The 19,530-nt window shown below is 70.7% G+C and carries 17 protein-coding genes; 8 read left to right on the forward strand and 9 right to left on the reverse strand.

Annotated features, from left to right (window positions below):
- A partial coding sequence (locus tag FAF44_RS36160) for an MFS transporter (RefSeq protein ID WP_308193438.1) occupies positions 1–1,452 on the reverse strand: 1,452 nt, incomplete at its 3' end.
- Between the two features lie 201 nt (positions 1,453–1,653).
- On the opposite strand from FAF44_RS36160, the gene FAF44_RS36165 reads away from it, so the two are divergent.
- Together FAF44_RS36165 and FAF44_RS36170 are read left to right on the forward strand one after the other, a co-directional pair.
- Positions 1,654–3,099, forward strand: a complete 1,446-nt coding sequence (locus tag FAF44_RS36165) for a cytosine permease (protein WP_237107842.1) — start codon at positions 1,654–1,656, stop codon at positions 3,097–3,099.
- Positions 3,096–3,569, forward strand: a complete 474-nt coding sequence (locus FAF44_RS36170; protein WP_237107843.1) for a hypothetical protein — start codon at positions 3,096–3,098, stop codon at positions 3,567–3,569. The genes FAF44_RS36165 and FAF44_RS36170 overlap by 4 nt, the downstream gene beginning before the upstream one ends.
- A gap of 21 nt (positions 3,570–3,590) precedes the next feature.
- On the opposite strand, the gene FAF44_RS36175 is transcribed toward FAF44_RS36170, so the two are convergent.
- A complete protein-coding gene (locus FAF44_RS36175; protein ID WP_237107844.1) occupies positions 3,591–5,402 on the reverse strand; it encodes an alkyl/aryl-sulfatase in 1,812 nt (603 codons plus the stop codon).
- Positions 5,403–5,520: 118 nt separating this feature from the next.
- Between FAF44_RS36175 and FAF44_RS36180 the strand changes: the two genes are divergently transcribed.
- The 4 genes from FAF44_RS36180 to FAF44_RS36195 all read left to right on the forward strand — a co-directional run bounded on the left by FAF44_RS36180 (position 5,521) and on the right by FAF44_RS36195 (position 8,732).
- Positions 5,521–6,159 (forward strand): HAD family phosphatase, encoded by a 639-nt coding sequence (locus FAF44_RS36180; RefSeq protein WP_237107845.1) that lies wholly within the window; start codon positions 5,521–5,523, stop codon positions 6,157–6,159.
- 62 nt (positions 6,160–6,221) lie between these two features.
- Positions 6,222–7,160, forward strand: coding sequence for a ribose-phosphate pyrophosphokinase (locus FAF44_RS36185; RefSeq protein WP_237107846.1), 939 nt, complete (start codon positions 6,222–6,224; stop codon positions 7,158–7,160).
- Positions 7,161–7,264: 104 nt separating this feature from the next.
- Complete coding sequence (locus FAF44_RS36190; protein WP_237107847.1) at positions 7,265–7,993, forward strand: nucleotidyltransferase domain-containing protein; 729 nt, start codon at positions 7,265–7,267, stop codon at positions 7,991–7,993.
- A 100-nt stretch (positions 7,994–8,093) separates the two neighbouring features.
- The gene (locus tag FAF44_RS36195; protein WP_237107848.1) at positions 8,094–8,732 is read left to right on the forward strand and encodes a maleylpyruvate isomerase N-terminal domain-containing protein; all 639 of its coding nucleotides are present in this window, start codon (positions 8,094–8,096) and stop codon (positions 8,730–8,732) included.
- 70 nt (positions 8,733–8,802) lie between these two features.
- Here the strand turns inward: FAF44_RS36195 and FAF44_RS36200 are convergent, their stop codons facing one another.
- From FAF44_RS36200 to FAF44_RS36220, 5 genes are read right to left on the reverse strand one after another with little or no spacing between them, the layout of a single operon-like run.
- Entirely contained in the window at positions 8,803–9,807 is a 1,005-nt protein-coding gene (locus FAF44_RS36200; protein WP_237107849.1) for an ABC transporter ATP-binding protein, read from the reverse strand.
- Positions 9,804–10,805 carry an ABC transporter ATP-binding protein gene (locus tag FAF44_RS36205; RefSeq protein WP_237107850.1) on the reverse strand — a complete coding sequence of 334 codons (1,002 nt, stop codon included), beginning with the start codon at positions 10,803–10,805 and terminating at the stop codon, positions 9,804–9,806. The genes FAF44_RS36200 and FAF44_RS36205 overlap by 4 nt, the downstream gene beginning before the upstream one ends.
- A complete protein-coding gene (locus tag FAF44_RS36210; protein ID WP_237107851.1) occupies positions 10,802–11,683 on the reverse strand; it encodes an ABC transporter permease in 882 nt (293 codons plus the stop codon). Before FAF44_RS36210 ends, FAF44_RS36205 begins: the two co-directional genes overlap by 4 nt.
- Entirely contained in the window at positions 11,680–12,735 is a 1,056-nt protein-coding gene (locus FAF44_RS36215; RefSeq protein ID WP_237107852.1) for an ABC transporter permease, read from the reverse strand. The genes FAF44_RS36210 and FAF44_RS36215 overlap by 4 nt, the downstream gene beginning before the upstream one ends.
- Complete coding sequence (locus FAF44_RS36220; RefSeq protein ID WP_237107853.1) at positions 12,732–14,543, reverse strand: ABC transporter substrate-binding protein; 1,812 nt, start codon at positions 14,541–14,543, stop codon at positions 12,732–12,734. The genes FAF44_RS36215 and FAF44_RS36220 overlap by 4 nt, the downstream gene beginning before the upstream one ends.
- Positions 14,544–14,799: 256 nt before the next feature.
- On the opposite strand from FAF44_RS36220, the gene FAF44_RS36225 reads away from it, so the two are divergent.
- Together FAF44_RS36225 and FAF44_RS36230 are read left to right on the forward strand one after the other, a co-directional pair.
- Positions 14,800–15,342 (forward strand): type 1 glutamine amidotransferase domain-containing protein, encoded by a 543-nt coding sequence (locus FAF44_RS36225; RefSeq protein WP_237107854.1) that lies wholly within the window; start codon positions 14,800–14,802, stop codon positions 15,340–15,342.
- Between the two features lie 129 nt (positions 15,343–15,471).
- Complete coding sequence (locus tag FAF44_RS36230) at positions 15,472–17,001, forward strand: amino acid permease (RefSeq protein ID WP_237107855.1); 1,530 nt, start codon at positions 15,472–15,474, stop codon at positions 16,999–17,001.
- A gap of 42 nt (positions 17,002–17,043) precedes the next feature.
- Here the strand turns inward: FAF44_RS36230 and FAF44_RS36235 are convergent, their stop codons facing one another.
- Together FAF44_RS36235 and lipB are read right to left on the reverse strand one after the other, a co-directional pair.
- A complete protein-coding gene (locus FAF44_RS36235; protein WP_237107856.1) occupies positions 17,044–18,540 on the reverse strand; it encodes an alpha/beta fold hydrolase in 1,497 nt (498 codons plus the stop codon).
- A 281-nt stretch (positions 18,541–18,821) separates the two neighbouring features.
- Positions 18,822–19,457, reverse strand: a complete 636-nt coding sequence (gene lipB, locus FAF44_RS36240) for a lipoyl(octanoyl) transferase LipB (RefSeq protein ID WP_237107857.1) — start codon at positions 19,455–19,457, stop codon at positions 18,822–18,824.
- Between the last annotated feature and the right edge of the window lie 73 nt (positions 19,458–19,530).

Here is a 19,530-nt window from a genome sequence, read left to right on the forward strand (position 1 = left end):
GGAGGGGTCGAGGGCTGGGGAGCGGTGCCGGGGTTCGGCGGGACCGACTCGGTCGCGGGCGTCCGCGCGGCTGCGTACGAGGTCGTACAGGGCTGCCGCCAGGGCGATGCAGACCGACGAGACCACGACGACGAGCCCGTGCCGGAACGCCGTCGGCCACCCCTCGTTCAGCGACGCGAAGAACGACGAGCCCACCGCCGCGATCCCGATGGCCGAGCCGAGCCGCTGCCCGGTCTGCAGCACCCCGGCGGCGCTGCCGCCCCCGGCCGGCGGCACCTCCGACAGCGTGATGGCCTGGTTGGGCGAGATGACCAGGCCGCTGCCCAGGCCCGCGACCAGCAGGGGCAGCGCGGTCGCCAGCCCGGCCCCCGCGCCCGGCACCAGCGCGGTGGCGCCCATGGTGGCGAGCAGCCCGACGATCACCATGGTGAGCCCGACGGCGACCAGCCGGCGTCCCAGCCGCGTCACGAGGTGCCCGCCGACCATGGCCGCCGAGGCGGAGCCGAGTGCGAACGGCGTGATCGACAGCCCGGCCATCAGCGCGCTGTAGCCGTGGCCGCTCTGCAGGTAGAGGGTGAAGATGAAGAAGATGCCGGTGAACCCGGCGAAGTAGAACAGCGCGATGGCCGTCCCCAGGCTGTACGAGCGCTTGCGGAAAAGCGTCAGGTCCACCAGCGGCTCGCGCTTGTAGAACCGCTCCCATGTCACGAAGCCGGCCAACACCGCCAGCGCCGCCGGGATGAGCAGCCACTTGGCCGGTCCCGGCCACTGGTGCCGCTGGATGAACGGCAGCAGCAGCCCGGCCACGCCGATGCCGAGCAGGAGTACGCCCACCGGGTCCATGCTCTCGGGCCGCCGGTGCACGAGTTGGGGGCGCGGCAGCAGCCGCCAGGCCAGCGGCAGCAGCACGGCCCCGATCGGCAGGTTCACCAGGAACACCCACCGCCAGCCGTGGTCGGACCCGAACGCGGTCACCAGCGCACCGCCGATCAGCGGTCCGGCGGCCGTGGAGACGCCGATGGTGGCGCCGAGCGCGCCGAAGGCCCGGCCTCGTTCGTATCCGTGGAACATCTGCTGGATCAGCCCGGAGACCTGCGGGTTCAGCATGCCGGCCGCCATGCCCTGCACCAGGCGCGACACGATGAGCACGTTCATGTTCCAGGCGAAGCCGCAGAAGGCGCTGGAGAGCGTGAAGAGGGCGACGCCGCACAGGAAGATCGTCCTGCGGCTCCTGGCGTCACCCAGCCGTCCGGCGGGGATGAGGAGGAGGCCGAAGGTCAGCGCGTAGCCGGACAGCGTCCACTGCAGGCCGTCCTCGGTGGCGTGCAGGCCCGCGCGGATCGAGGGCAGCGCGACGTTGACGATGCTCACGTCGAGCCCCGTCATGAAGGCGGAGACCAGGCACACGGCCAGCGCGCGCCGTCGCGTGTCTGTCCTGGACGCCCCGATCACCCCCTCCCGGCATGCGCAGATGATGCCCCGCAGCTCCGGAGATATCGCCCACCAGCTATTTCTTTGCCGCCGGCCACCACCGTCGGCCACCCCGGCCGACCGGCCCCGTTCTCCCGCCCTGCTCCCCCGCCCCGGGGCACCGCGCGAACGGCCGGGCAACGGGAGGTTCGTTTCCCGGCCAAAGGCGAGTAACGTCCGATCATGGGCACGATGGAGGTCGAGCGCAACGGCATCAACGCGGTCCCGGAGGGCGAGCGGCACGGCCGTCCGAGAGACCTGTTCTGGCCCTGGGCGGGCTCGAACCTGTCGCTGTTCGGGGTGGCGTTCGGCGTGTACATCGTCGGGCTCGGGCTGGGCGTGCTGCCCGCGATCATCACCGGCGCGGCCGGTTACGTGCTGTCGTTCCTGCTGGTCGGGCTGGTCGCGGTCGGTGGGGCCCGGTCGGGCGTGCCGACGATGACGCTGGGCCGGGCGCCGTTCGGCTACCAGGGCAACAAGCTGCCCACCCTGCTGTCCTACATCTCGAACGTCGGCTGGGAGATCGTGCTCGTCACGCTCGCGGCGCAGAGCGGCGCGGAGATCCTCCGGCGGCTCGCGCCCGGCGTCCCGGCCACCGTGACCACGGCCGTCTGCTTCGCCGTCGCGGCGGCTGTGGTGATCGCGGTCGGCGTGTACGGGCACGCGATGATCATGGTCGTGCAGCGCTACCTGACGTACGTGTTCGTCGTGCTGACGGTCGTCTACATGATCCTCATGGTGCCCAGGCTCGGCGGCGGCGGACCGGCGGCCACGGCGGGGCCGGGCGAGTGGGCCGGCGGGGTCATCTTCGCCATGACCCTGCTCGGCCTCGGCTGGGTCAACTGCGGCGCCGACTACTCCCGATACCTGCCCGCGCGCTCCGCGCCGCGCTCGGTCGCCCTGTGGACCATGGCAGGGGGCGCGCTGCCGCCGCTGGTGCTGCTCGTGTTCGGGGTGCTGCTGGTCGGGGGCGATCCCCAACTGGCCGAGGCGGCGGGGGCCAACCCGGTGGCGGCGCTGGCGCAGGCGTTGCCGACCTGGTTCCTGCTGCCGTACCTGCTGACCGCCATCGGCGGTTTCCTGGCCGGCGCGATCATGGACATCTACTCGTCCGGGCTGTCGATGCTGGCGCTCGGCGTGCCCGTCAGGCGGCACTACGCGGTGCTGATCGACGGGCTGCTCATGGTGCTGGGCGGCTACTACCTGCTGTTCGTCTCCACCAGCTTCCTGGCCACGTTCCAGGCGTTCCTGGCGATCGTCGGCGTGGTGATGGCGGCCTGGGCCGCGATCTTCCTGGTGGACATGTGGCGGCTGCGGGCCGGCGGCGGGGCGTACGACGAGCGGCTGCTGCGGGCCGGCGCGCCCGCGCTCAACTGGGCCGGCCTGGTGTCGCTGGTCGTGGCGTCGGTCGTGGGGCTCGGGCTGATCACCTCGGCCGACGCGAACATCGCCGGGGTCGTCGGCTTCCTGATGAGCGACGAGTTGCGGACCGGCACGTTCGGGACGGCGAACATCGGCGTGGTGATCGCGCTCGTGCTGGCCGGGTTGCTGTACTTCCTGATCACGCTCGTCTCCCGTGCCCGGACCGGCGTGCGGGCCGGGGATGCGAAGGCTACCCTCAGTGATTGATGATCGACGTTCCGTTGCGACTGCTGAGGTGGGCGGTGCACGCCACGGCCTGCGGGCTGCTGGCGATCGCCGTGCTCGGCGTGCTGCGTGAGGGCCGCGTGGCCCCGGCGGTGGGCGGCGTGCTGTTCGGCCTGCTGTACGCGGCGGGCCCGCCGATCCTGGGCCGGCCCGTCGCGGGGCGGGTGTGGCTGGGGCTGGTGACCTCGGGGTGGGCGGTGCTGGCCGTGGTGTCGCCGCCGTTCGTGTGGGTGGCCTTCCCGCTGCTGTTCGCGTACCTGGAGGTGCTGCCGCTGTGGGGCGCGACGTTCGGCGTGACGGTGCTGACGTCGGCGGCGATCCTGGCGGCGGCCTGGCACGCGGGCGAGCTGACCATGCCGCTGCTGGTCGGGCCGGGCGTCGCGGCGGTCGTGGTGACGCTGCTCGCGCTCGCCTGCCAGGCCCTGCGCGCCGAGGCCGAGCGCGAACGGTGACCGCCTGGACGTCCTGAACCGTCAGGCGGTCACGATGGCGAAGTCCGGGACGGGCCGGTCGAGCACGGCCACCAGCCGTTGCAGCACCGTCGTGTCCCCCTCGCGCTCGACGCCCTCCACCCCCTTGCCCGCCACCAGGCCGACGAGCTGGGCCTTGGTCAGCCGCAGGGTCAGGTCGGCGGCCTGGCCGGTCTCGGCGTCGCAGGGGGCGGGCCGCTGGACGAACACGCCGTTGCACAACGTCGTGCGGTGGCACTCCCCCAGGTCCGTCAGGTGCCAGTCGATGGACAGGCGCTCGTGCCAGGCCCGTGGGCCGTCCACGCGGATGGCGATCGAGTCGAAGATCTGCTCCACGGTCAGGGCGGCGAAGAAGTCGGGCGAGGCGGTGTCCATGGTGGCGGGCACGATGCCGTCGGACAGCTCCAGCGCGCCCATGAGGTAGCAGTTGCGCCAGGTGGCGTTCTCGGCCCCCTGGCCGAGCCGGGTGTACACCTCGGCCAGCAGGTCGCGGGCCACCTTGTTGCCCTCGTCGGCGAAGACGGCGTGGTTGAGGAGCTGGGCGGCGAAGCGCAGGTCGTTCTCGTCGATGTAGCGCCGGGCGAACGCGACCACGGCCGCGCCGCCGCCCAGGCACTCGACGTACCGGATCGCGCTGTCGCGCGGCGGGTGCTCCCACAGGTGCGCCGGGTTGCCGTCGAACCAGCCCAGGTAGCGCTGGTAGACGGCCTTGACGTTGTGCGCGAGCGAGCCGGAGTAGCCGTGCGTGTGCCAGACCTGCTCCAGTTCGGGCGGCAGGCGTACGGTTTCGGCGATCTCGGCCGCCGTCAGGCCCTTGTTCAGCAGGCGCAGGGTCTGGTCGTGCAGGTAGGCGTACGTGTCGCGCTGCTGGGACAGGAAGCGCTCCACGCGCTCGCGGCCCCAGGTGGGCCAGTGGTGGGAGGCGAAGGCGACCTCGGCGCGGCCGGCGAACAGGGCGATGGCCTCGGTCAGGTACCTGGCCCAGGTACGGGCGTCGCGGACGGCGGCGCCGCGCAGGGGCAGCAGGGTGTGCTGGGTGTGGGTGGCGTTCTCGGCCAGGCAGAGGGCGCCGCGGTCGGGCAGCAGGAAGTTCATCTCGACCGGGGCCTCGGTGCCGGGGGTGAGCTGGAAGATCATCCTGACTCCGTCGATCGCCTCCCGCTGGCCGGTGTGGGCGATCTCGTCCGTGGGCGGGAGGAGCGACATGGTGCCCATGGAGGCGGTCATGCCGAGCCCGGCGCCGATCTGGCCGTCCGGGGAGCGGGGCAGGGTGCGGCCGTACATGTAGACGGCGCGGCGGGTCATGGCCGGGCGGGCGTAGACGTTCTCGGCGACCGCGTGCCGCATGAACCCGGCGGGAGCCAGGATCGGCACCCCGCCGCCGGTGACGCCGCGTACGCCGCCGAAGTGGTCGGCGTGGGCGTGGGTGTAGACCACGCCGGTGACGGGACGGTCGCCCCGGTGGTCCCGGTACAGCCTGAGCGCGGCCGCGGCGCACTCGGTGGAGGTGAGCGGGTCGATGACGACGACCCCGCGCTCGCCCTCCACCAGCGTCATGTTGGACAGGTCGAGGCCGCGTACCTGGTAGACGCCGTCGGTGACCTCGTACAGGCCCTGGCGGGAGCAGAGCTGGCCCTGACGCCAGAGGCTGGGGTGGGCGGTGTCGGGACAGTCCTCCTGGAGGAAGTCGTAGGAGTCGTTGTCCCAGACGACCCTGCCGTCCACTGTTTTGATCACTGCTGGGCTGAGCCTCGCCATGAATCCGCGGTCCGCGTCGTCGAAATCGTCCCTGTCGTGAAATGGAAGGTCTGCCATGTTCACTCGAATGCCCTCGGTAACGGACAAATAGCTCAATAGACCACCCAAATAGGATGAATCTCCGGCAAGGCGGTGTGATTGGCTTGGTCCTGAGCTGATCGTCGCAGGGGGTTTCATGAAAGCGTGGGTGTTCGACCTCGATGGGGTGCTGGTGGACTCCGAGCCCGTCTGGGAGGAGGTGCGCCGGGCGTTCGTCGCCGATCACGGCGGTGTCTGGCAGGACGACACGCAGTCCAGGCTCATGGGCATGAGCACCGGCGAATGGGCCGCCTACCTGCACGAACTCGGCGTCGAACTGCCGCCGGACGAGATCGCCCGCGAGGTCGTCAGCCAGATGGCCGCCCGCTACCAGGACGCGGTGCCGCTGATGCCCGGGGCCGTCGAGACGGTGCGGCGGCTGTCGGGCCAGGTCACGCTGGGGCTGGCCAGTTCGTCCCCGCGCCGGCTGATCGACGTGGTGCTGGACGCGGCCGGGCTGACGGAGTGCTTCGCGGCCACCGTCTCCACCGAGGAGGTGCCGCGCGGCAAGCCCGCGCCCGACGGCTACCTGGAGGCGGCCGGGCGGATGGGGGTCGATCCGCGCGGCTGCGTGGCGGTCGAGGACTCCAGCAACGGGCTGCGCTCGGCGCACGCGGCCGGCATGCGGGTGATCGCGGTGCCGCACCCCCGCTACCCGCCCGCGCCCGACGCCCTCGCGCTGGCCTGGCGCGTCCTGCCCGGACTCGACGCGCTGACCGCGGACCTGCTCGCCTAGGACGCGCCAAGGCGGGCCTGTTCTCATGGGACGTCAGAGGCTCTGGCTACCATGTGGGAATCGTGCGAGACATCACGGTTTTCACCGGCAGCGCCCACCCCGACCTGGCTCAAGAGATCTGCGCCCACCTGGGCACGCCTCTACATCCCGTTCAGATCAACCGGTTCGCCAACGACGTGCTCGAAGTGCAGCTCCAGGCCAACTGCCGCGAGCGCGACGTGTTCCTCATCCAGCCGCTCGTGCCTCCCGTCCAGGAGCACCTCGTCGAGCTGCTGCTCATGCTCGACGCCGCCCGCGGCGCCTCCGCCGCCAGGACCACCGTGGTGATGCCTCACTACGCCTACGCCCGAAGCGACAAGAAAGACGCGCCACGCATCTCGATCGGCGCGCGGCTGGTGGCCGACCTGATGGTGGCCGCCGGCGCGAACCGGGTGCTGGCGATGACGCTGCACTCGCCGCAGGTGCACGGCTTCTTCAGCGTCCCCGTCGATCACCTGCACGCGCTGCGTGAACTGGCCGCGCACTTCCAGCGCTACGACCTGTCCAACACGGTCGTCGTCTCCCCCGACCTGGGCAACGCCAAGGAGGCCGCGCACTTCGCCCGCCTGCTCGGCACCGGCGTCGCGATGGGCGCCAAGCAGCGCTTCAGCGACGACCGCGTGGTGATCAGCTCGGTGATCGGCGACGTGGCGGGCAAGGACGTGATCATCCTGGACGACGAGATCGCCAAGGGCAGCACGGTCATCGAGCTGCTCGACCGCCTGCGCGAGCGCGACGTCCGGTCCGTACGGGTGGCGTGCACGCACGGCCTGTTCGCGGGCGGGGCGATCGAGCGGCTCAGCGACCGGCCCGAGGTCGAGGAGATCGTCTGCACCAACACCGTGCCGTCGCCCAAGCCCAGCGACAAGCTCACCGTGTTGTCGATCGCGCCCGCCCTGGCCGAGGCCATGCGCCGGATCCACGACGGTGAGTCGGTGAGCGCGTTGTTCAGCACCTCCTGAGCACCTGACCCGCCCCCGGAGCGCCGCGTGCCGGGGGCGGCCGGGCCGGTCCCAGTGATCAACGCGACCTTTCCACCCGGCCGCGAATGGATCATAGTTGCCACATGCACGCAGGCACCGAACGACTACTCGGGCATTATCTGGAGAACATCGAGCCCGCCGTGCCCCTCACCGCTCTCTGGGCGCACGGCTCGCTCGCGGCCGGCGACTACCAGGAGGGACGCAGCGATCTCGACCTGATCGCCGTCCTCGACTCGCCGGCGACGATGGACCACTGGCGGCGGATCAAGGCCGTGCACCGCAGGCTGCGCCTGCCGCTGGCCGAGCGGCTGCACTGCTCGTACATGTCCCGGCTGGAGCTGGACGATCTCACGGCCGAGCACATCACGTGGGCCCACCAGCACATCTTCCGGCGGCCGGTGACCGCGGTGACCCGGCGCGAGCTGCACGACGGGGCGCGGGTGCTGCACGGGCCGTCGCCCGCCGGCCTGCTGCCCCCGGTGTCGGACGAGGAACTGCTCCACCACGTCCGCTCGGACCTGCGTGACTTCTGGCTGGTCCGGGCCCAGGACCGGCGGCGCTGGCTGCAGGACATCTGGGTGGACCTGGGCATGGTGACGGTCGCCAGGGCCACGGTCACGCTGCGGGAGGGGCGGCTGATCAGCAAGCTGGAGGCGCTGGACGTGCTGGCCGGGATGGGGGCGCCGGAGACGGTGGTGGCCGACGTCCGCGCCCGCCGCTACGGCACGCCCGCGCCGGTGCTGAGCCGCTTCCGGCGGGGACGCCTGACACGGGCGTTCGTCAGGTCGGCGATCAGGCGCGCGCTCGACTGACGTGAATCCCGTCTCACCAGGATGGATGGCGATGCGGTGGTGGTTGGTTACGTGCATAGTGTTCACCCGAATCACCACCTAAACCCGGAAAGGGCGACAAATGGGGGAAATCAGGCAGTCCTATCTGGTGGCCGCGGCGTCGGCGGTGTCGCTCCTGCGCGACCCGGCCGTGGCGGCGTCGTGGGACAAGCCGAGCGCGCTGATGGAGTTCAGCGTCGCCGGCCTGGCCGGGCACCTGGCCCACCAGCTCGTCAGGGTCGGCGACGTGCTGTCCCCCGGCGAGCGGGCCGGCGAGCCGATCACGCTCATCGAGCACTTCTCCCGTTCGCCGTGGGTGCAGGCGGGCCTCGACCACGAGAGCAACCTGAGCGTCCGGCGCGGCGGTGAGGCTTCGGCGGCGGCCGGCCCCGCGGTGCTCGTCGAGCGGGCGCAGGCCCTGCACGAGATGCAGAGCGCCACACTGGCCGCCCAACCGGCCGACCGGGTCGTGTTCCTGCCCTGGTCCGGCTGGTCGCTCCGGCTCGACGACTTCCTGCTCACCAGGCTCGTGGAGCTGGTCGTGCACTCCGACGACCTGGCGGCCAGCGTGGGGGCGGAGACTCCCGACCTGCCCGCCTCGGTGATCGAGCCGGTGGTGGAACTGCTCGCCCGGCTGGCCGTGCACCGGCACGGGGCCACCGCCGTCATCCGCGCACTCAGCCGCGCCGAACGCGCCCCGGCCACCATCAGCGCCTTCTAGCACCGCACAAGCCGGCCCCACCCTCAGGACGCCGCCGGTCGGCGCCGCCTCGGGGCCGGCCTGGGGCGGCTCAGGCGGTGGTCTCCGCGTAGTGGCAGGCGGTCTGCGCGTCGGGCACGGCGGGCAGGATGGTCAGCGGCTCCGTACGGCACCGCCCGTCCACCCCCGCCTCGGCGGCCGTGCCGGCGGCGAGCACCTGGCAACGGGCGTGGAAGCGGCAGCCCCCGGGGATGCGGGTGGGGTCCGGCGGCTCGCCGGTCAGGATCACCCGCTCCGGCGACTCCGGCAACACCGACATCAACGCCTGCGTGTACGGATGCCGCGGCGCGGTCAGCACCTGCTCCACGGGCCCGGACTCGACGATCCTGCCGAGGTACATCACGGCCACCCGGTCGGCGATGTTCCAGGCCAGCCCGAGATCATGGGTGACGACCAGCGCCGACAGCCCCAGCTCGGCCCGCAGCCGCAGCAGCAGGGCGAGGATCTCGCCGCGGACGGAGGCGTCCAGCGAGGCCACCGGCTCGTCCGCGATCAGCACCTTCGGGTTCAGCGCCAGCGCGCCCGCGATCACCACGCGCTGGCGCTGCCCGCCGGACAGCTCGTGCGGGTAGCGCAGGAAGAACCGGTCGGGCGGGCGCAGCCCGGCGTGCGAGAGGGCGGTGGAGACGACATCCCGCTCGTCCGGCAGGCCGTGGATGCGCGGACCCTCCGCGACCGCCTCGTACACGGTGTGCCTGGGGTTGAGCGAGCCGGTCGGGTCCTGGAGGACGAGCTGCACCTGCCTGCGGTACGCCTTGAGCGCCCGGCCGGCGTAGCCCAGCGGCGCGCCGTCGAAGCGGACCTCGCCGGAGGTGGGCCGTTCGAGGCCGAGCAGGGTGCGGGCGAGCGTGGTCTTGCCGCAGCCGGACTCGCCGACCAGGGCGACGATCTCGCCCTCGCCGATGGCCAGGTTCACGCCGTCCACGGCACGGGCGCGGCGGCCCCGCGAGGAGAACTCGACGTGCAGGTCCCGGGCTTCGAGCAGGGTCGGCCTGGTGGGGGCGGGCGTCTCGGTGGTGGTCTGCGTCTCGGTCATGAGCCCTCCTCTTCCGCGCCGGCGACCCCGACGGACTCGGCCGCCTTGACGTGCACGCAGGCCGCCGTCCGGCCCGGCCCCGACGGCCACAGCGCCACGTCCAGCGACGCGCACTCGTCGAGCGCCACCGGGCAGCGCGGGTGGAACGCGCAGCCGCCGGGCAACTGCATCGGGTCGGGCGGGTCGCCGCCCAGGCCCTTGGGCGCCATCCGCGAAACCGGGTCGCCCACCGTCGGGAAGGCCGCGGCCAGCGCCCGGCTGTAGGGGTGCCGGGCCTCGTGGAACACCTCGCCGGAGGGGCCGTGCTCGACCACCCGGCCGGCGTACATGACGGCGAGCTGGTCGCACACGTCGGCGAGCACGGACAGGTCGTGCGAGATCATGATCAGGGAGATGCCGTGCTCGGCGACCAGTTCCTTGATCAGGGTGAGGACCTGCGCCTGCACCATCACGTCGAGCGCGGTGGTCGGCTCGTCGGCGATGATCAGCCGTGGCGAGCAGGCCAGCGCCATCGCGATCATGACGCGCTGCCGCTGCCCGCCGGACAGCTCGTGCGGGTAGCTACGGGCCCGCCAGGCGGGCAGACCGACCTGTTCGAGCAGTTCGGCGACGCGGGCGCGGGCGGCGTCCGGCTTGGCCAGGCCGTGCACGAGCAGCGGCTCGGCGATCTGGTCGCCGATCCGGCGGACCGGGTTGAGGCCGTGCTGGGCGCCCTGGAAGACGATCGAGGCCGCCGCCCAGCGCACGGCGCGCAGGCGGCCCCACTTCATGGCGAGCACGTCCTCGCCGTCGAGCAGGATCCGGCCGCCGACGCGCGCGTCCTTCGGCAGGAGCCGCAGCAGCGCCATGGCCAGCGTCGACTTGCCGGATCCCGACTCGCCGGCGACGCCGAGTGCCGCGCCGGCGTCCAGGCTCAGCGACACCCCGCGCACGGCGGGCAGTTCGCCCGCGGCGATGCGGTACGTCACCGATACGTCGTCCAGTTCCAGGAGACTCACGCGGCCCTCCTCAGCCGGGGATTGAGCACGGCCTCCAGCGCCCGTCCGACCAGGGTGAACGCCATGACGACGGCGAGGATGGCCAGGCCGGGGATGAGGATGTACCACCAGGCGCCCTGGGTGGCGGCGCCGAAGTCGTAGGAGGCGCGCAACATCGTGCCCCAGGAGGTCCGGTTGGTGCTGGCCCCGAGGAAGGCGAGCGTGGACTCGGTGACGATGGCGCTGGCGACCTCCAGCGTGGTGCTGGCGAGCAGCAGCGGGGCCACGTTCGGCAGCACGTGCCGGGTGGTGATGTGCCAGTGCCCCGCGCCGAGCGCCTTGGAGCGCTCGATGTACGGCCTGGCCTCGACGGCGAGGGTCTGCGCCCTGATGAGCCGTGCGGTGGACGGCCACGTGGTGATGCCGATGGCCATGATGATCGTGAACGTGCTCCCACCCAGGATGGCCGCCAGCACCAGGGCGGTGACCAGCGAGGGCAGCACGAGGAACCAGTCGGTGACGCGCATGAGCGCCCCGCCCACCCAGCCGCGGAAGTGCCCGGCGGCCACGCCGAACACCAGGCCGATGACGATGCTGAGCAGCGCCGCGAGGAAGCCGATGAGCAGCGACGTACGCGAGCCCCACCAGACCATCAGCAGGATCGAGCGGCCGGACTCGTCGGTGCCGAACGGCTCGGCGAGGCTGGGCGGCGCCCACTTCTCCCCGACGCCCTCGACCACGCTGGTCACGTTCTCGCTGATGAACAGGGGCGCCACCAGCGCGAGCAGCACCGCGGCGACCAGCACGACCAGGCCGACCAGGCCACCTCGGTGGTTACGGAACTCGGACCAGAAGCGGGTCAGCGCCGCCCGCCTGCGGGCCGTGGAGACACTGGTCACGCCGACCTCACCCTCGGGTCGAGTATGTGGTAGACCACGTCGGCCAGCGTGTTCATGACGATCACGGCCACGGTGATCAGCATGAACGTCCCTTGCATGAGCGTGAAGTCGGGCACGCTGATCGCCTGGTAGAACAGTTGCCCCAGCCCGGGCCAGGTGAAGATCGTCTCGACGGTGACCGCGCCGCCGACCACGAAGCCGACGCGCATGAAGACCAGCGTGACGGTGGGCAGCAGGGCGTTCGGCACCGCGTGGTGTCGGCGTACGTCGTCGTCGCGCAGCCCCTTGGCGCGGGCCACGGTGACGTAGTCCTGGCTGATCTCCTCGACCAGCGACGAGCGCATGATGAGCAGGTACTGCGCGTAGACCACGGCCACCAGCGTCAGGCACGGCAGCACCATGTGGGAGCCCACGTCCAGCAGGTACGCGAACCCGTCGGGCGCGTCCACGCTCTCGATGCCGCGGAAGGGCAGGATGCCGGGGATCGGCCCGATGCCGACGCCGAACACCATCATGAGCAGCAGTCCGAGCCAGAACGTCGGCACCGACCACAGCAGCAGGGACGTGCCCGTGGAGAAGCGGTCGAAGCGGCTGCCGTGCCGCCAGCCGGCCCGCGTGCCCTGCCAGATGCCCAGGCTGACCGCGATCACCAGGCCGGTGCCGGCCAGCAGGAGCGTCGGCCCGAGCCGCTCGCCGATGAGGTCGAGGACGGGCCGCTTGTACTCGTACGACGTGCCGAGGTCGAGCCTGAGCGTGTCGCCGACGAAGTCGATGAACTGGTCGAGCAGGGGTTTGTCCAGGCCGAGCCGGCGCCGCTCCAGGTCGAGCTGCGCCGGGGTCATGTTGCGCCCCTGGGCGAGGTTGCGCACGGGGTCGCCGGGCAGCAGCCGGAAGACGAAGAACGTGCCCACGAGCACCATGGCGATGCTGAACAGCGCCCCACCCGCCTTCGACAGCGCGTACCGCAGCATGCCTCGGTAGGTGGGGCGTTCGTCACCGGGGCCCGCCGCCTGGATGGCGGCGGGTTCGGCGGCTTCGAGCGGAGTCGTCATTCGCGCTCGTCGGCGGTGCTCTTACGCCGCCTGGTCAGGAAGAAGGCCGCGGCTCCGACGACGATCACGGCGCCGACGATGCCGGCGATCAGGCCGGTGTTGGAGCCGCTCTCGGCGGTGGCGCCGGCGGCGGCCGGAGCCTTGGCGTCCACGGTGTAGAACGGCCAGTAGCCGCTGCCGCCGTACAGCAGACCCTTGTCCTCGGGGATGGGGGTGATGCTGGTGATCTTGTCCTTGCGGTAGCCCTCAAGGTCGTTCGGGTAGTAGATGGCGATGACCGGGGCCTGGGTGTAGAGCCGCTCCTGCATCTGCTTGAGCAGGTCGACGCGCTTGGTCCGGTCGAGCTCCTTGAGCTGGTCCTGGTAGAGCTTCTCGAAGGTGTCGTCGCAGAAGAACGACTCGGTGCCGCCGCCCTCGCCGCCGGGGGCCGGCCTGCGGCTGCACAGGTGGGTGGCCATGACCTCTTCGGGGTCGGGGTTGACCGACCAGCCGCTGATCGCGATGTCGAAGTTGCCGGTGACGCCGGTCTCCTCGGTGAACTTGCTGGAGTCCAGCTTCACCGTGGACAGCGTGATGCCGACCTCCTTGAAGAAGGCGGTCAGGTATTCGGCGAGCTTGTCCTCGATCGGGGTCTCGGTGTGGATGGTGAAGCGGAACTCGAGCTTGCGGTCGCCGTCGGGCATCGTGCGGACGCCGTCGGAGCCCTTCTTGTAGCCCGCGTCGTCGAGGAGCTGGTTGGCCTTGGCCGGGTCGTAGCCGACCTTCTCCTCGCCGGCGGCCTCCCAGAAGAACTCCTTGTACATCGGCGGCACGATGGAGCCGTCGGCGGGCTTGGCTAGGCCGTTCTGGACCTCGTCGACCAGCTTCTGCTTGTCGATGGCGTAGTGCAGCGCCTGGCGCACCTTGACGTCCTTCAGCGCGGGGTGACCGTCGCCGACGGGCTTGTCGTCAGTGGTGGTGGCCCCGTGGTTGACCTGCAGGTACGCGGCGCGGCGGCCCTGCGTGTTCCACGGCTCGATCGCCGGGTCGTTCTTGATGGCGTCGAACTCCTGCGGGGTCATCCGGCCGAGCAGGTCGATGTCGCCCTTCTGCAGCCCGGCGATCGCGGCCTGCGGGTTGTCGTAGAAGACGACCTGCAGCTCGTCGATCTTGGGCTTGCCCCGCCAGTAGGTGGGGTTGGCCTGCAGCTTGACGTAGTTGTCCTTCTTGTGCTCGACGGCGATGTACGGCCCGCTGCTGACCGTCGGGTACTTCTCGGCGTCGTAGTTGGCCATGTCGGTGACCGACTCCCAGGCATGCTTGGGCATGATCGGGACCGGGTTGTCCAGCATGGACGCCTGCGGGGACTTGAGCTTGATGACCAGGTCCTGGCCGTTGGCCGTGACGGTCTCGAAGTTCTCCACCGCCGGGCCGTTCGCGGTCTTCGCGGCCTCGTCGGTCATCATCTTGTTGAACGTCCAGGCCGCGTCCTCGGCCGTGATCGGCTGGCCGTCGGACCACTTGGCGGTGCGGATCTTGAACGTCCAGGTGAGCCCGTCCTCGGACGTGGTCCACGTCTCGGCCAGGTCGGGGCTGGGCTGGAGCGTCTTGGAGTCGGGGACCGTGAGGTAGCCGTACATCCAGCGGTGGATCGACGTGGAGACCAGGCGGACCGCGAGGAACGGGTTCATCGAGTCCATCGACTGTGTCGCCCCGACGCGTACGATCTTCTTCCCCGCCGCCGGGTCCTGGGCTAGGGCCGCTGTGCCCTGGCCGGCCACTAATAGCGCGACGCCCAGCGCAGCCAGGCGCGCGAACCATTTCCTCATATGTGCCTCACCTTCAGGCGGGGGTTTTCCTGTGTAGAGAAAGGCACACCATACGGAGTCCCCATGTCAACGAGGTGCGGAAAATTGTTTCATCTTCGTTTCTTTTGGCGGTGTAAATTTTCAGCGCTTATGACACTACGATGACCTGCCGGCCCGCCGTCCACCGGCGACGCCGCCCCCGAAGGACGGTGACGCATACATCGCCCTCCCCCGGTAAGAGGGCCGGTGCACACGCGGGGTCCGAGGGGAGTACACCATGCTGGACGGCAAGACGATCGCGTTCCTCGTCGCTCCCGAGGGAGCCGAGCAGGTGGAGCTCACCGAACCGTGGAAGGCGGTCAAGCGGGCCGGCGGCACGCCCCGGCTCATCTCGACCGCCCCCGGCCAGGTCCAGGCGTTCGACCACCTCGACCGGGCGGACACGTTCGCCGTGGACGACATCGTGGACGACGCCGACCCGGCCTCCTTCGACGGCCTCGTCCTGCCCGGCGGCGTCGCCAACCCCGACATTCTGCGTACGGTCCCGGAGGCGGTGCGGTTCGCCCGCGCCTTCTTCGACCTGGGCAAACCGGTGGCCGCGATCTGCCACGCGGGCTGGACGCTGGTCGAGGCGGACGTCGTGCGCGGGCGTACGGTGACGTCCTGGCCGAGCCTGCGGACCGACCTGCGCAACGCGGGGGCGACCTGGGTGGACCAGGAGGTGGTGGTCTGCGCCGACGGCCCCAGCACGCTGGTCACCAGCCGCAAGCCGGGCGACCTGAAGGCGTTCTGCAAGGCCGCCCTGGACGCCTTCTCCTGAGCCTCGTGGGCCGGGTTGCCGTCCTGCCTGACGAGATCGAAACCGTCCTGTAACGGCTTGTCCCCTGGAAAGAAATGGTCTAGACGTAGACCAAAAGGAGCGTCCTCCGCGCCCCCCAGGGAGACCTCAGTGACCATTGAAGAGGATTCCAGGCGACTGGCCGAGCTCGGCTACAAGCAGGAGCTGGCACGCACCTGGAGCGGTTTCTCGAACTTCGCCATCTCCTTCTCGATCATCTCCATCCTCGCCGGCTGCTTCACCACCTTCGGGCAGGCATGGAACAACGGCGGCCCCATCGCCATCTCCTGGGGCTGGCCGCTGATCTCCGTGTTCATCCTGATCATCGGTTTCTGCATGTCGGAGCTGGTGTCGGCGTACCCGACGGCCGGCGGCATCTACTGGTGGGCCACCAAGCTGGGCAAGCCGGTCCACGGCTGGTTCACCGGCTGGCTCAACCTCATCGGCCTCATCGCCGTGACCGCCTCGGTCGACTACGGCTGCGCGACCTTCCTCAACATCACCCTGAACCGCCTGACCGGCGGCGCCTGGGAGGCCACCCTTCCGCAGGCGTTCCTGCTGTTCGTGATCGTCCTGGCGCTGCACGCGCTGATCAACATCTACAGCCACCGGCTGATCGCGCTCCTGCAGAACGTGTCGGTGTGGTGGCACGTGGCCGGCGCGACGATCATCGTCGCCATCCTGATCTTCGCCCCCGAGAACCACCAGTCGCTCAGCTTCGTCTTCGGCGGCACGAACAACAACTCCGGCTTCGGCGACGGCTCCGACGGCCTGCCCTTCTGGCTGTACGTGCTGCCGCTCGGCTTCCTGCTCACCCAGTACACGATCACCGGCTTCGACGCCTGCGCGCACGTGTCGGAGGAGACCCAGGGCGCGGCCAGGAGCGCCGCCCGCGGCCTGTGGCAGTCGATCTTCTACTCGGCCATCGGCGGCTGGATCCTGCTGCTGTCGTTCCTGTTCGCCGCCACGAACGTGGACGAACTGAACGCGCAGGGCGGCTTCGTGGTCGCCATCTTCGAGACGGCGCTCTCCTCCCCGCTCGCCACCGCGATCATCACGATCTCCACGATCGGCCAGTTCTTCTGCGGGATGAGCTGCGTGACGTCGATGTCCCGCATGACCTACGCCTTCTCCCGCGACGGCGCCGTGCCCGGCTGGCGCCTGTGGTCGAAGGTGGACCGCAACCGCACCCCGGTCAACGCCATCGTCGCCGGCTGCGCCGTCGCCGCCCTGCTCACCCTGCCGGCCCTGTACGCCCCCGCCGGCTCGACCACGCCGGTCGCCTTCTACGCCGTCGTGTCGATCGCCGTCATCGGCCTCTACCTGGCCTTCCTCATCCCGATCTGGCTCCGGCTGCGCATGGGCGACGCCTTCCAGCCCGGCCCGTGGACGCTCGGCAGGAAGTACAAGGCGCTGTGCTGGATCGCCTGCGTCGAGATCGTGATCGTGTCGATCTACTTCATCATGCCGTTCTCACCGGCCGGCGTGCCGGGCCACCCGGACTTCACCTGGACGTCGGTCAACTACGCGCCGATCGCCGTCGGGGTGGTGCTGATCGGGATCGCGCTGTGGTGGGCCCTGTCGGCCCGCCACTGGTTCACCGGCCCCCGCCGCACGATCGACGAGACCCCGGCCCCGTGAGGGCACGGGCGGGTGCGGCTCGCACCGCACCCGCCCGGCCCGCTATCCGATGCCCGGAGCGGCCCAGGAGAGCCTGTCCGTGGGCCAGGCCGGCGTCCTGCTCCTGAGCTTGAGCGACTCCTCAGGCGTGCCCACCGCGCAGCGGGTGCCGTGGGCGGGCACCTTCAGCGAGATCAGGTACTCGTCGAAGATGTCCGTCTGGCACTTGTCCTTGCCGTAGATGCGGTGCCCCCAGCCCTCGTACGTGAGCAGCACCGCCTTGGACCCGAGCTGACGGGCCGCGTTGGCCGACCAGATCCACGGCGTGGCCGGGTCGTGCAGCGAGTTGCCGAGCAGCAGCGGCGCGTCACCCGTGTACCTGAGCTGGTGCGGCGGGTTGGTCGTCGGGTAGTTCATGCAGATCGGCAGGTCGTCGATCGGGTACGGGTGGTACCCCGTGTCCGGGGCGAGCGCGCCGGACACGCGCAGGAGAGCGGCGTACTCCGCGTAGTTGCGCACCCGGAGGTTGTAGTCCTGGCACAGGATGGTGGTCGGCAGGTACGCCACATCCCCCTCGACGGGCTGCCGGCCCGGGAGCGGGGGCACCCAGTCCGGCTCCGGCCCGCCGTTCAGCCAGTTGATCGTCTGGCTCAGCGTCACCCAGTCGGGCCCCTCGTTGCCCAGGGCGGCGTTGTAGATGACCTGCAGCTCGGTCATCTTCGTACCGGTGCTCGGGTAGACGAGCTCGCCGCGCCGCGCCTGCTCCCGCAGGTTCTGCCAGATCGCGCGGATGTCCTGCCCGTGCAGCACGCAGCTCGGCTCCTGCTCGCACCAGCCGACGAACTGGTCGAACGCGTCCTCGACGGCGACCGCCTCCGTGGCCAGGAAGCCCGCCACGTCGAGGCTGTGGTCCATGTTGCTGTCGAGCCCGAGGGCTCGGACGCGCCCGGGGAACAGCTCGGCGTACATCTGGCCGATCAGCGTGCCGTACGAGATCCCGTAGTAGGTGAGCTTCTCCTCGCCGAGGGCGGCGCGGAGCGCGTCCATGTCCCGGGCGACGTCCCTGGAGTCGACGTGGTCGTACAGGGGCCCGGTACGGGCGCGGCAGTCGGCGTGCAGCCGCTTGGTGAAGGCGTCCCAGGCGTCGAAATCGGCCTGGCTCTTCATCACCGTGTGCGGCATCTGGTTGTAGACCGACGCCGAGCAGATCACCGGATTGCTGCGCCCCACACCCCGGGGGTCGAAGCCGACGATGTCGAACCTCTTCTGCAGTTCTTCGGTGTAGGAGCCCGGAGCGCCGTAGACGGCCTCGACACCCGATCCGCCCGGTCCGCCCGGGTTGATCACCAGCGATCCGACCCGGGCCGCCTGGTCGGTGGCCTTGCGCCGCGCGACCGCGATGTCGACGGTCGGTCCGCCGGGCTCGGCCCAGTCGACCGGTACGGTCAACCGGCCGCACTCGGCGGAGGGCTCCTCCTCGCAGGGAGCCCAGGTGATCGTAGGTTCCGCCCGCGTGCCGGCGGCGGCGGGCGCCGGCGACAGGGACGAAAGCGTCGCCATCGCCAGTAAGGCAGCGGCGAGCAGAGAGAACTTTCTTCGCACAATGCTCCAATCTTCAACCGATCCCCCGCAGGGCATGCGACTAAAATGGATCATTGCCAATAAATGTCGCCCCTCGGCGGGGGACAGCAGGATTTCCTCCTTGAGGATGACCTCAATCGGACAAACCGCCCTCTATCCCCGCGAGAGGGTCGCGGACCTGGTCTCGGCAGGGTCAAGCCGGCCGGGCCCGAACGGCTTGCCGTCCACGCGGAATCAGCGATGCCGGGCCCGCCCCCACGTCAGGACGCTTCGAACGCCTCCGCGACGGCCGCGCGCACGCCGGGCATGGCGGCCGAGCCCGTCTCGCGCTTGAGCGAGGTCATGTCGACCTCCGGCATCCCGCAGGCCACCGCCCAGTTCCACGGCGTGAGGTCGCCGTCGACGTTGAGCGCGAACCCGTGGCTGGTGACGCCCCGGCTCTGCCGCATCCCGATCGAGATGATCTTGCGGCCGGTCCCGGCCGTCCAGACGCCGGTCAGCAGTTCCGACCCCGGCGGCGTGTCGCGCCGCTCGGCCGGCAGGCCCAGCTTGCCCAGCGCCTCGACCAGCCGCAGCTCCACCTCGCGGACGTAGTCGACGATGCCCTCGCCCTCGTCGAGCTTGACGATGAGATAGCCGACGAGCTGCCCCGGGCCGTGGTAGGTGAGCTGGCCGCCGCGGCCCGTCTCGACGACGGGGATGCCGCGGGCGGGGTCGGGCAGGTGGGCGAGCGGAGTGCGGCGCCCGACGGTGTAGACCGACGGGTGGCTGAGCAGCCAGAGCGTGTCCGGCCGCGCGTCGTCCTGGCGCTGCCCGACGAGGTCGGTCATGCGCTCCATCGCCTTGTCGTAATCGACGAGCTCATCCGAGATGAGCGTCAGCGGCCTTGCCCTCATGATTCGAGGATATGCCGCCGCCCGGACACGTCGGCACGCGGCCGGGCGGGCGCTCGCGGGCGGGCCCGCGAGC

Source organism: Nonomuraea sp. MG754425, assembly GCF_021699195.1.
Lineage (GTDB): Bacteria > Actinomycetota > Actinomycetes > Streptosporangiales > Streptosporangiaceae > Nonomuraea.